Raw genomic sequence first — 12,133 nt, 5'->3', positions numbered from 1 at the left:
GCTGAAATAAGAGCAAATCGTTAGCATTTAGTTGTTATTGGTATTAATTGAGCGAGATCAAATTTGTGGGATACCCGCCTAAATTAACTAACTTTGACGCCTCGCTCAATAAAATTGCGTATCGTGAAATAAATAAAGGAGTCAAACCATTTGTTTTATCGCGCAAAAAAAAAGCCAGCATCAGCTGGCTTTTTCACGCTTAGCGATACTTAGCTCACTTTCGTGGTGGTGTACTTCGCGGTGCGCTTAAACGCTTGTTCTTTGGTGTTGAACAAGTAGCAAGCGTCGGCAGGAATACCGATGGCATATGTTTGGCCTGCGTGTACATCAACTTCAGCTTCGGCCTTCACGGTAAAGTCTTGACCATCAACAGTCATGTAGATGAAAGACTCTGCACCCAAGTGTTCAGCGACCATCACTTCACCACTAATGCTGCTGTCGGCGTGAGGATGATCCATGGTCACCAAGTGCTCAGGGCGAACACCCAGCTCAACCTGATCGCCAACCTGTGCGCTCGACGCATCAACTGAAGCGGTAACCACATCGCCAGTTGAAAGCTTCACTTTACAACTGGTTTCACCGTTAATCTCAGCGATTTCACCCTTGAGGAAGTTCATTTTAGGTGAGCCGATAAAGCCAGCGACAAACTTGTTAGCTGGATTGTGGTAAAGCTCCAATGGTGAGCCGAACTGTTCTAAGTTGGTTTCTGCACCCTTCTTCAATGGGCTCAGAACCACAATCTTGTCGGCCAAGGTCATTGCCTCAACCTGATCGTGGGTTACGTAGATAATGGTTGATTGCAGTTCCTTGTGCAGTTTTGCAATCTCAATACGCATCTTGACCCGAAGTGCAGCATCAAGGTTAGACAATGGCTCGTCAAACAGGAATACCGCAGGTTGCTGGACAATACAGCGACCAATTGCCACGCGCTGACGCTGACCACCGGACAAAGCCTTTGGTTTACGGTCTAGGAGCGGGGTCAAGCCAAGGATTTCTGATGCAGCATCAACACGCTTTTTGATTTCTGCTTTATCAACCTTTTTCAGTTTCAGACCGAACGCCATGTTCTCGTACAAATCCATGTGCGGATACAAAGCATACGACTGGAACACCATACCAACGTTGCGCTCAACTGGAGGCACGTCATTGACGACTCTGCCACCAATGGTCAACTCACCCGAAGTGATGTCTTCCAAGCCGGCAATCATTCGCAACAGGGTTGATTTACCACAGCCCGACGGGCCAACGAAGACAACGAACTCACCTTCTTTGATATGCAGGTTGATATCCCGCAAGGTGTCCTGATGCACCGCAGGATCATAATTTTTTCTTACACTTTCTAGGACTACTTCAGCCATTTCAGACTCCGAATTCTTTACGATTATTCATCAAACTTGTTCAGGGATTAACCTTTCACGCCACCTGACGTGAGACCACCAACCAACCAGCGCTGCGCGAGCAGGAATACAATGGTGATAGGCAAACCGGACATAACCGCAGCTGCGGCGAAGTCACCCCATAAGTAATTTTGTTCATACAGATATTGCTGTGCACCAACTGCCAAGGTGTACTTATTGACGTCAGTCATCAACAGTGAAGCTACCGGCACCTCGGTAATGGCCGCAATAAAGGACAGAATGAAGACCACCGCCAAAATAGGCACAGAAAGCGGCAATAACACTAGTCTAAACGCTTGCCAAGGTGTTGCACCGTCAATGGCTGCTGCCTCTTCCAACGATGAATCGATGGTTTCGAAGTAGCCTTTGATGGTCCAAACATGCAACGCAATACCAGATAAGTAGATGAACACCAAACCGGCGTGGGTATTTAAGCCCAGCGCTGGAATGTGCTGACCAATCTTGTCAAACATCGCGTAGATCGCGACCAGCGCCAGCACCGATGGGAACATTTGGAAAATCAACATGCCATTGAGAATGGTTTGCTTACCCGCGAAGCGCATACGAGCAAATGCATAAGCACATGTTGTTGACAACACCACAATCAATAGCGCTGTAATTCCAGCTACTTTGATCGAGTTCCACAACCAAGTCAGAACTGGGAATGGTGGTGGCTTAATGCTGCCATCAGGCATTACGATCGGAATACCTAAGGCCAGTTTCCAGTGTTCCAGAGATGGATTCTCAGGAATGATGCTACCAATCGCGAAGTTACCTTCACGGAATGAGATAGCAATGATCATCAACAATGGGAAGATGATCAGAGACAGAAAGAACCACATAAAGACGTGAGTGCCTAAGATGCGATACTTGATTGATTTAGGTTGAACAATTGCCATTGTATCGACTCCTTAAGACTCTGCTTTGGTTAGCTTGAGGTTCAAAATGGCGAGTGCACCAACCATAATGAAAATAAGCGCAGCAATGGCACTAGCTAGACCGTAGTCTTGGCCTGAACCTTCGAACGCGATCCGATAGGTGTAACTCACCAGCAAGTCGGTGTGACCAGCAGGAGTCGTTGCCTCAACAATATTTGGATCACCTTTAGTCAACAACAGAATCAACACAAAGTTATTGAAGTTGAATGCAAATGAAGCGATCAGCAGCGGCGTCAGCGGCTTCATCAGCAATGGCACAGTAATCTTAAAGAAGTTACCAATCGGTCCAGAACCGTCCATCGCCGAGGCTTCGTACAAGTCTTCTGGAATCGACTTCAACAAGCCCATGCAAAGAATCATCATATATGGGTAGCCGAGCCAAGTATTAACAATCAAGACCATGGCTTTGGCCAGCGTCGGATCGGTAAACCATTCTGGTTTAACCCCAAATAAGCTGTCTAGTGCTAAGTTGATTTCACCAAAGTTCTGGTTGAATAAACCTTTAAATACCAGAATCGAAATAAATGCCGGCACGGCATAGGGTAAAATCAGCAGTACTCGATAAACGGCTTTGCCTTTGAGGTGCTCCCACTGTACCAATGAGGCTAGCACCATACCCAATGCCAACGTCAGTGCCACCGATGAGCCGGCAAATATCACCGTCCAAACGAAGATCTGCAGGAATGGCCCTTGGATACCCTTGTCGGTCATCACCCGCAAGTAGTTTTTCCAACCCACACCAACAGTAAAGCCCGGTGGAACACGCTCGCCGACGAACTTATTCGAGTCATCTACATGTTGGTAAAAACCAGTGTTGTAGTTTGGTCGTAGCAGTTTTCCGGTTTTGTTATTTAGCAGCGTGTCGCTATCGGAGATGATGATCGTGCCGTTAACCAGAGCGCCATCTTCCAGCTTGGTATAGACCGATTTCAAGGCCGAGAACTTACGCAAGCCGTTCATTGATAGATAAACGTTGTCAGGCAGGTTTAGCTTGATTGCTGACAAGTGGTCTCGCAGTTGAACCACAGTACGAATTGGCTCTGCAGGTGCGTCTGGCAGTTTAGTGGCTGGTCGCATATCGACACCACTATCAACCATCGGCAAGTCTGCTGGGCGAATACGGCCGGCAGTCATCTCTTTTTTGGTTAAGAGTTCTACACGATGTGAAACAAAGATTTTCTCAGGATCTGCTTCCGATTGCAGCGCGATGTAGTAACGATCCCCTTCACCTTTGTGAAGCGAGAAATCGTACGAACCACCATCGGTCTGGTAATTCAGAGACAGCAAGTAATTTTGCGTTCGTTCCAACGTCAGCAGGTTCGTTCCTGAGTAGTTGGTAAACGAAATATAGACGGTGTAAAGCATTGGAAAGACGATAAATATCGCCATCCCCGCGACACCGGGAAAAATGTATCGATGTGCATACGTACGCGGATTAGTGAATACGTAAATGCCAAGCGAAAACAGAACTAGCGTGACAATAGCAAACAGATATTCTCCGCTGGCATACATAGCAATAACGGCATATCCACCAATAAGGATAGTTGCAGCTAGTGCCAGTATTTTGATCCAGAGGCCGGATCTTGAGCTTGATGCAGAGGATGATGCATCCATTTTGACAACCTTAATGTGACCTTCGCGTTAGAAACACATGGAGGAAGCAGGGCTTCCTCCATTACTACAGGCTAAATCAAATTATTTAACGATTCGCTTAGCGGCAGTATTCAGGGCGTCTTCGACACTTTGCGTGCCAGAAGTGATGTTCTTCAGTGCAGACTCCATCGCACCCCAGAATTTACCCATCGCGTTTACGTTAGGCATTGGCTCACCCGCTTGAGCATTAGCGAATGTCGCAGCAATGTTTGGATTGCTTGCCAGCTCGCTCATGTACTCTTTGTGTGGAACCGCGCCAAGAGGTACGTCAGCATTCACTGTAGACAGACCTTCTTTGTTCAGCAGGTAGTTTTCCAGGAACTCTTTTGCCAAGTCTTTGTTAGGAGACGCTGCGTTGATGGCACCAGCAACAACACCAACAAATGGCTTAGAAGGGTTGCCGCCAACACTTGGGATGAAGGTTACGCCGTAGTTGATACCACTCTTCTCGACGTTGCCCCAAGCCCAAGGACCGTTGATCATCATCGCGACTTGGCCAGAGTTGAACTTAGACTCCATCACAGAGTAGTTCGCACCAGTTGGCATCATACCGTCATCGATCATTTTCTTAATCAGTGTTGCGCCTTGTACCGCACCTTTGTTGTTTACGCCGGTGTCGTTAACGTCGTATGCGCCGTTCTCATATTTGAACGCATACGCGCCGTTCGCTGCCAGTACAGGCCAAGTGAAGTAAGTGTTGTTGTAGTCCCACAGAATGGCATTTTTGCCTTTTTTCTGGAGTTCTTTGTCCAGCGCAGGAATTTCTTCAAAGGTTTTTGGTGGGTTTGGCACCAAGTCTTTGTTGTAGATCAGGCCGATTGCTTCAACAGACAGCGGGTAGCCATAAACTTTACCGTCGATGGTTACTGCGTCCCAAGCGAAGTCTTCAATCGCCGCTTTGGTTTTAGATGCAGGCTCAACTGGCGATAACAAACCAGCGCTTACCCAGTCACCGAAACGGTCGTGCGCCCAGAAGAAGATATCTGGACCATCACCAGTAGATGCGGCTTGCTGGAATTTACCCGTTGCATCGTCTGGGTGTTGAACTTCAACTGGAACACCCAGCTCTTGCTCAAACTTTTTACCGACTTCAGCAAGACCATTGTAGCCTTTGTCACCGTTAATCCAGATTAACAGCTTGCCTTCTTCAATTGCTGCAACAGAAGCGGACATGCCCAGAGTTGCAACTGCTACGGCCGTAGCCAACAATGAAGTTTTCATTTCGCCTTTTCCTTTTTTGAGATTATTTGAGCTTATAGCTCTAGATATTATTCTAGGGGTTACCCCTAACCTAGCCGCCGAAAGTTTAGTTCATGGCTTGGCTTAGTCATATGACGCAACTCAAATTTTTGAAACCAGCTTTCAACGACAACCACAAAACGCTCAAAAGTCAGCCAATTTTTCCAAAAATTATTCTCAAAACACCGACAAATTTTTTTCAATCTTTTGAGAAACCGCTTCCACAACATGAACTTGCAATGCGCCCGTCATATAAAACCGCTATAGCCTTCGACTTTCAGAATTATGAAAGTTTGTTACCGGTTTCACCGAGTTCGGCGAGGCATAATCAGAGCTCCCAGTTGGCGCTAGAGCAAGTATGGACGCCAACCGAGAAAACGCAAATGAAACAGAGAGCTAGTTATGAAATTAGCTAAGTTTGCGGATTAGCTGATCTTTTAGATTAGGGGGGATTTCAGAGATGACCAATCTGTCTTGTGCCACATCATAAGTGACCCGATCGCCCAACAATGAGGCATCAAAACTAATGGATACGCCCTTTCCGGTACCGGCGAAGCGAGTCAGTTGCTTTAAGGTCTTGATTTCCGGCTCCATGGATTCTGGCAGCGGCTCGTCATTGTTGGCGATAAAATCGCTAAAACTGACCTCGGCTGGCGCACTAATTAACTCAGATACGCCGTCGACTTGAACCGACTCTCCGGCGTCCTGACGCTCTTTACAATAATTAACCAGCTCTTTTTTTACTTCGGCCTGCACTTCAGGTGCGGCGATATACTGATCGCAAAATTCAGACACCGCAGCGCCTAACTGTTCGGCTTGCGCTTTGCGGTCAACTAATTCTTCAATGGCCATCGAATCGAGGAAGAAATCAGCGACTTTGCGACCAGCCCGCCCTTTGACGAAAGTCGCGAAGTTTTGTTGCTCGGTGGCCAACAGCATTAAATCAAACCGTATCGCTAGCTGCAGTGCATCGGCGTCGAGAAATCTAAAGCGACCAATTTCCATTTTTTCGTTACAGGTCACTTTTTCTTTTACCGGCACTTCCGAGATCAGCAGAAAGTGCTGCGCGACATAGCGGTACTCAGCAAAAAGCAAATAGCACTCGTTGGCTAACCCATAGGCCTCCATTTTTGAGGCAATCAGTTTGCAAGTCTGTTGGCTGAATTCGACAAAATTATCATCGTCTTGGTTTTGCAACATGGCCGGAAATGAGCTGTCGCTGTCATCAACAAAACGGCCAATGCCTTTGCTTGGTTTGGCGTTGAAACGCTGATGCAGTTCAGCCACCAGCTGGCAAGCCGTGTCAGATAAGGCAACTTCTTGTTGCTGAAATTCAGGCTCTAGTAGGCCTTCCGCATTATTTTTAATTCGATGAATGATAAAATGTTCGAGTTCGACCGACATAGCAATAGTCCGGAGATTGATTCACGGCTCGCTATGTTACACTAGAAGCTGTATTTACAAAGTGAAAATCCCTCAATGCCAATTCAATCAAAGTACTCCAACCAACAAGTAGAATCGCTGATGGCCGAGCTGTCACAAGTGTTTAGTAAGCATCAAGCTCCCATCGATTTAGAATTGATGGTGCTCGGCAATATGGTGAGCCAAATTATGGCCGAACGGGTTCCGGCAGCCCAAAAGCAAGTATTAACCGAACAATTTTGTTCTGTGCTTAAACAAGCTGTATCTTAAACACGCAGGAAAGCGCTGAAATCACAATTAATATTTGGTAAGAGAGCGGACGTTGCAAAGTAACTATAGGGAAAAAGTATCAACCATCGTTGGTTGGGGGCACTGGTTTACCTTCGTCAATATTCTGATCGCAATCTCGGTCGGGATCCGCTATGCCATCGCGGGCGGCTGGCCAACCAATGTATTGGACAACCTGTACCTGCTCACTTACATGATGGGCCATTTCGCCTTTCTGTTCTTTGCAGGCTTTGTTGCAACGCTCTTTCCACTCGCCTTCGTGGTGCCTTGGTGGCGGGTTTATCGAACCCTAGCCATTATTATTGCTACCCTCGCGCAGAGTTTATTGCTGCTCGATTGCGAGTTTTACGCTGAACTCGGGATCCACAGTAACCCGCTGCTGTTTGAGTTAATGTTCAACTCGCAGAGTGACCAATTACAGGTGGTTTGGTGGAAATCGCTCGCCGTTGTAGCGCTCATTTTGGTGTTGCAAATCGCGGTCGCTAACTGGATCAGCCGCTGGCGTGAAAGTCGCTCTCGTCGAGCTTTAGGCAAACGCCTCACCCAAGTGTTCTTCAGTTGCTTTTTCATCTACAACTTCGCCCATGCAGCAGCAGACGTCGCTGGCTATTCGGGCATTACTCGGCAACAAGACTTCTTTCCGTTGTCATTTCCGCTAACGGCCAAAACCACCCTGAATAAATGGGGGATCAGTACATCTGATTCAGCCAGTGACGCAGAACTCAATGTCCGCTTTCAATATCCGTTAGCCCAACCCTCAGCAGTGCCCGATCAGGCTACCAATGTTGTCATTGTGGTGGTGTCGTCTTTACAAGCAGATATGCTCAATAGTACCAACATGCCATACACCACCAGTTTGGCGCGTCGCAGCTTGTGGGCAAACAACTACTTTGCCACCGCCAAAAGCCACGATGATGCCATGTTTGGCATTCTCTATGGTATTCCGGCGACCTACAGCAAGCTTGCATCCTATGCCCAAAGCAAGCCGTTTTTAACGTCTTGGCTAGCTGATAATGGCTATGATTTAGCGCTATTTTCGACCCGAAAAATTGCTGACAGCAGTCATTTATTGCGAGACTTTGCTAATCACTATATTCCAACGCAGCGGGTTAACGCGGCGATTGCCGACACAGCAACCTTGCACCACTGGCAAAAACACTACCAAGCTCATAGCGAGCAACCCAGTTTCCACTTAATCAACTTGATGGGGGTCGAGCGCTTTGCGACTCCTCCAGGCTTCAGCAACCCATTCCAGCCCGATTTAGAAGGCGTGCTGTTGCTGGATGAAGAAGCCGAAATGGATACCCTAGCATTGCAGAACCGCTATAAAAATGCGGTATTGCATACCGATCAATTGATTAATTATGTTGCCAACAACATCGACTTCGACAACACCATTCTGATTATCACCAGTGATTCGGGATGGGCCTCAGACCAAGTCACTGCAAGCAAGTCACGATCGGATATTTTGGATGATATTGCTCACGTGCCATTCATCATGGCCGGAGCAGGTATTGCGCCCAAAGTTCACTCTAGCCTTAGCAGCCACTATGATATTTCCGCCACTTTGGCTAATTTACTGAGCTCGCAGGCAGTCAGCAGTAGCGATATCAGCAGCGGTCTATCAATGCTCGGCCAACAAACCCATCAATGGCTGCTACTCGGCCGCCAAAGTACGTTTGCCGTGGTCGAGCGTGACCGGCTGACACTGGTTTATAAATTTGGCGACTATGAAATTTACGACAACAACATGCAGCGTAAACCCAATGAGCTATTGCGCATTGCGCCGATGGCAAATGCGGTGCGAGAAATGCAGCGTTTCACCGGCCGCGATACCGATTGATTAAAGGTCGAGCAATCAAACCTGAGTTGCTATCTAGACGCTTGCAATTCCTAGCAAACTGAATAAGATAGCTGCTCTTGTCTCCACGTAGCGCAGCCTGGTAGCGCACCGTCATGGGGTGTCGGGGGTCGCAGGTTCAAATCCTGCCGTGGAGACCATCAAATTCAAAGGCTTAGCTTCGGCTAGGACTTTTCTATTTATGGTGCATGACTAATTGCATGACTAATTATGCAAAAAAAAAGGAAGGCTAGTAAGGCCTCCCTTTGATCATTTCAACTGCTTACCGCTAAAAGAGCGAGTTAAACAAATCTACAACAGCTTCTGCTAATCGCTTTACTGCGATAACAACCATCTTAGATTTATTAAGTAGCTCCAAAATTTTTCTCAAAATTTTCATGTTGAGTTACTACTCATATTATTGATTGCGCAAGACAGCAAATCCGCTATATTATAGCCACTAAGGCAATATATATATATTACGCTCACACGCATAAATTGCCTTGCACAACAACAGGTTAAACACCACAGGGTGGCAGCCCTGCACGTAGCTCTGATGTTTTGCACCTCCCAAGAGCCGCTCCGAGCATATCGAGCGGCTTTTTCATTTTTGCTGAAATACCCTTGCTTGCAACCGATGATGGCGCTGTTGCAAACCTAATGCAAACTAAAATCTGACTTAATCAGAGTTTTCCACTACGCAATTTTTTGATGGGTGTATGTCATCGGTTAGCTAGATGACACAAAATCCAGAAACACCCAATTAGTACCCCCAGTTGGGCTCTGAGATTAGCCCCCGCCGTTTTACTCCGAAACAATATGAACGTTATCCAACAAATCCACCAAATACAAGCGATTTCAAACAACACACTCGCTTATTTCGAACATGAAGCCACTCTAAGGCAATATGCATACTTACCCTTACATAAGTACGAAATCACTAAGAATTGCTTATATAGCCCCTTATAAGCAAATTATCGGCATGTATGTATATCCAGCCACCACTGGTGCATCACCACAGCATCTCCACTAAATGAATCTCAGGCGTTGCCGTTTCCTGCTCAAGCATCCAAGTTCGGTATGCATTAAGCAGTGCGGCCAATGGGTCTATTTTGTTCTGGCTTTTTGCCTTGGTTGGTTTGACGTTGGCTGCGGCGTCGGTATCCAGCACACAATTACCAATCGCCCAAGTTAACAGTGGGTTGCCATCGTGCTTAACGGCCTGTTGCAGAATTGCTGTTTGCAGGGACTTAGTGACGGGTGACTGCGTGGCAAAGCCCTGCCTCACTTGCTCGGTTTCTATGCCTTGGGCCTCTAGCCTAGTGATCATGTTGCTGGCGTTCCACGGGTCGAAAGCCAAGCTGATCACATTGTGCTGTTCACATAGCGCCAGTATGTCGCGCTCTATCTGCCCATAATCAACGGTTGTGCCCTTGGTCACTCTGAGCCGGTTTTGTCGGTGCATCAGGTTGTAGAAGTCGGCATTCTTTCTACCCCGCTCCAATGCGGCTTCGGGTAGGTAGCAAAAGCCCTTGGTCCTTACTTCCCCAGTTGCGCCAGTTGGCTGGACTAGCCAAACGGCGGTTATGTCACTGACGTTGGATAAATCAACACCTATATAAGTGGGCAATGTGTCGCTCCACGCTTCAACGCATTCAGGGTCGTAGCAATCCTGCCATTGTTTATGTGTTACAAATTCCTGATCGCCATTGCGCCACACGTTGAAACGCTTAACCAAAATCTCGTTGTATCGAGCCGGTGAGCTGGTGGCTTTTGCCATGGTGTCGCGTAATTCCTCGACGAATACCGACACGCCCAGATTGGGGTTGGCCTTTAGCCATTGGGTTTCATCGTCGGCACTTTCGGGATCGTCTAGCTCGTAACATGCTGTAAATGTTGAGTCTGCGTTTGCTGCTTTGCATTGTTGGTAATACTCATAACCGAAGCTGGCCATATTCGAGCCAGCGGTTGAAATAACAAGGTGGAGCGCTTCGGGTCGTGCGCCCATACCTAGCGCCATGGTGTCGAACATGGTTCCATCAGCATGAACATGGATTTCGTCAGCGATTGCCACTGACGGGTTTAGCCCTTCGGCGCTGCTCGACTTAAACGCCATTGGTTTAAATCGGCTGTTGGTCTTGGGGTCGTCTATGTAGTGGGCGTAAACTTGGGCGCGTTGCTTCATCGGTTTTGAATAACCGACCATCTGTTTGGCGGCATCAAATACGATCCGCGCTTGCTCGCTGGTGCTGGCGTAGCTGAAAATGTCATGCTGGGAGCTGTCAGCTAGCAGGAAGTAATCTGCAATTACCGAAGCAAGAAAAGATTTACCGTTTTTCCGTGGCACCCAAATTGAAACCTCACGGAACCGGCGCAATCCGCTGTCGGCCCACTTCCAGCCAACGATATTCGCCAAAATCCACGCCTGCCACGGCTCGACCTTAAACGGCTGACCGTGTAACGGGCCTTTGACGTGTCGGCATAAGCCAGCAAACTTGATAGTTCGATCTGCGGCTTGCTCATCAAACAACAAATCGCCGCGCTCGAAGTCTGCAAACCAACGATCAACGGCTTGCTGAATGGCGTTGCAGACCGGAATTGCTCCGGCCTTAACGTCTGCGGCGTATTGGTGGTAAAGCTTCATCCCAACAGCTCATCGAGATCGGCGTCATCGCCCTTGGTCGGGTTCTTTCGCTGACTGAGTGCGGTTAGGTTTAGGTCACGCACAATTTGCAGGTTGTTACGCTGGCTGGCTGATAAGACCTTAGTTGCAGGATTGGCGCATAGTGAACCAGCGGAATTCAGCACATTGACGCCGTTCTTGTTGATGTCAGCTTGTGCCTGTTGGATCAGGTCAATATTGACGCAATACTGGGCCAGCAAATCAAAATCAGCATCTGTTGCCGACTCTCGCTCTAGCAGTGGTGCAAACTGCCGCCATTTTTTACGCCCGAGTTTACCGAGCGTTAGATCACATCGCTTCATAACGCCTCTTAAATTTGTCTACGATTTCAGTTTTGAAGTAATCAGCAGGTATATCCCCCTGATCAACATCGCGGGTTTTGTGGCTGTGGTGCTTATTGCAAAGCGGGGCTAGATTGTCGAAGTCATGCAACTGTTGATAATCGCTACGATCATCAAGCGCGACGATATGATCTACCATGTCAGCCGGTGTGATGACGCCATGCAACTGATAGCAGACACAACAAAGTGGGTAGCGTTGCAGGAACCGAGCGCGGGTTTCTTTCCACTTCCGCCCGTATTGCACGGCCTTTTGCTTTCGCTCGCTTCGATACTGGCGCTTATGCTCAATACAACGCCCGTTGTCATGGCGTGATATTCGCTTGCCGCAATTA

Annotated in this window: 11 protein-coding genes and 1 tRNA gene; 4 read left to right on the top strand and 8 right to left on the bottom strand. The window is 47.8% G+C overall.

Features of this window, described 5'->3' with window-relative positions; translation table 11 throughout:
- Positions 1-209: 209 nt before the first annotated feature.
- The 4 genes from IC617_RS03305 to malE form a co-directional block, all read right to left on the bottom strand.
- Entirely contained in the window at positions 210-1,358 is a 1,149-nt protein-coding gene (locus IC617_RS03305) for an ABC transporter ATP-binding protein (RefSeq protein ID WP_191143551.1), read from the bottom strand.
- 47 nt (positions 1,359-1,405) lie between these two features.
- The gene (gene malG / locus IC617_RS03300) at positions 1,406-2,296 is read right to left on the bottom strand and encodes a maltose ABC transporter permease MalG (protein ID WP_191143550.1); all 891 of its coding nucleotides are present in this window, start codon (positions 2,294-2,296) and stop codon (positions 1,406-1,408) included.
- Between the two features lie 12 nt (positions 2,297-2,308).
- The gene (gene malF / locus IC617_RS03295) at positions 2,309-3,949 is read right to left on the bottom strand and encodes a maltose ABC transporter permease MalF (RefSeq protein ID WP_191143549.1); all 1,641 of its coding nucleotides are present in this window, start codon (positions 3,947-3,949) and stop codon (positions 2,309-2,311) included.
- 81 nt (positions 3,950-4,030) lie between these two features.
- Positions 4,031-5,209 carry a maltose/maltodextrin ABC transporter substrate-binding protein MalE gene (gene malE, locus IC617_RS03290; protein WP_191143548.1) on the bottom strand — a complete coding sequence of 393 codons (1,179 nt, stop codon included), beginning with the start codon at positions 5,207-5,209 and terminating at the stop codon, positions 4,031-4,033.
- 110 nt (positions 5,210-5,319) lie between these two features.
- Here malE and IC617_RS03285 point away from each other — a divergent pair, with 110 nt between their 5' ends.
- Complete coding sequence (locus tag IC617_RS03285; protein WP_191143547.1) at positions 5,320-5,643, top strand: hypothetical protein; 324 nt, start codon at positions 5,320-5,322, stop codon at positions 5,641-5,643.
- Here the strand turns inward: IC617_RS03285 and IC617_RS03280 are convergent.
- Positions 5,636-6,631 carry a nucleoid-associated protein gene (locus IC617_RS03280; protein ID WP_191143546.1) on the bottom strand — a complete coding sequence of 332 codons (996 nt, stop codon included), beginning with the start codon at positions 6,629-6,631 and terminating at the stop codon, positions 5,636-5,638. The two genes, IC617_RS03285 and IC617_RS03280, sit on opposite strands and share 8 nt — an antisense overlap.
- A gap of 75 nt (positions 6,632-6,706) precedes the next feature.
- Here IC617_RS03280 and IC617_RS03275 point away from each other — a divergent pair, with 75 nt between their 5' ends.
- From IC617_RS03275 to IC617_RS03265, 3 genes are all read left to right on the top strand, one after another.
- Positions 6,707-6,919 carry a DUF1414 domain-containing protein gene (locus tag IC617_RS03275; protein WP_191143545.1) on the top strand — a complete coding sequence of 71 codons (213 nt, stop codon included), beginning with the start codon at positions 6,707-6,709 and terminating at the stop codon, positions 6,917-6,919.
- A gap of 52 nt (positions 6,920-6,971) precedes the next feature.
- On the top strand, positions 6,972-8,780 hold the full coding sequence (locus tag IC617_RS03270) for a DUF3413 domain-containing protein (protein ID WP_191143544.1): 1,809 nt from the start codon (positions 6,972-6,974) through the stop codon (positions 8,778-8,780).
- Positions 8,781-8,861: 81 nt separating this feature from the next.
- Positions 8,862-8,938 (top strand) — tRNA-Pro (locus IC617_RS03265).
- Between the two features lie 851 nt (positions 8,939-9,789).
- Here the strand turns inward: IC617_RS03265 and IC617_RS03260 are convergent.
- From IC617_RS03260 to IC617_RS03250, 3 genes are read right to left on the bottom strand one after another with little or no spacing between them, the layout of a single operon-like run.
- Positions 9,790-11,421 carry a terminase large subunit gene (locus IC617_RS03260; RefSeq protein WP_191143543.1) on the bottom strand — a complete coding sequence of 544 codons (1,632 nt, stop codon included), beginning with the start codon at positions 11,419-11,421 and terminating at the stop codon, positions 9,790-9,792.
- Entirely contained in the window at positions 11,418-11,762 is a 345-nt protein-coding gene (locus tag IC617_RS03255) for a phage terminase small subunit P27 family (RefSeq protein WP_191143542.1), read from the bottom strand. Before IC617_RS03255 ends, IC617_RS03260 begins: the two co-directional genes overlap by 4 nt.
- The gene (locus IC617_RS03250) at positions 11,749-12,045 is read right to left on the bottom strand and encodes an HNH endonuclease (RefSeq protein WP_191143541.1); all 297 of its coding nucleotides are present in this window, start codon (positions 12,043-12,045) and stop codon (positions 11,749-11,751) included. Before IC617_RS03250 ends, IC617_RS03255 begins: the two co-directional genes overlap by 14 nt.
- Between the last annotated feature and the right edge of the window lie 88 nt (positions 12,046-12,133).

It is taken from the genome of Neiella litorisoli (assembly GCF_014773395.1).
GTDB classification, from domain to species: Bacteria; Pseudomonadota; Gammaproteobacteria; order Enterobacterales; family Neiellaceae; genus Neiella; species Neiella litorisoli.
The sequence above is the reverse complement of the archived record's forward strand: the minus strand, read 5'-3'. Positions and strand labels throughout refer to the sequence as shown.